The 339-nt window shown below is 66.1% G+C and carries 1 pseudogene; it reads right to left on the bottom strand.

What is annotated here, in order from left to right:
- Nucleotides 1-339: pseudogene (locus tag E5W70_RS32755) on the bottom strand (IS5/IS1182 family transposase); the annotation flags it as partial.

Genomic DNA, 339 nt, shown 5'->3' on the forward strand with positions numbered 1-339 from the left:
ATGCCGCGCTCGTGCACCAACCAGCCAGCATCTCGCCGAGCCGTACGCGCTGTCGGCGGCCAGGCGTTCCGGATAGAGACCGAAGCGATCCTGGGCGCGATCGATCATGGTGCGTGCCGCACCGACTTCCGCCTGACGGATGGCGCGGCTTGCCTCGACGTCCACGATGACGGCGTGGTCCATGTCGATCAGATAGTTGGCGGCGTAGGCGAAGAAGGCATGCCCCTTCATCGCCCCCGTCCACTGCGCCGCCGGGTCGGACCTCGATACGAACTTCGGCTTCACCTCGCTCGCCGCCCCCCACGCGGCATCGTTAAGCGTGTCGAGATACTCCTGTAC

Origin of the sequence: Mesorhizobium sp., assembly GCF_005063415.1 — a bacterium.
GTDB lineage: Bacteria > Pseudomonadota > Alphaproteobacteria > Rhizobiales > Rhizobiaceae > Mesorhizobium.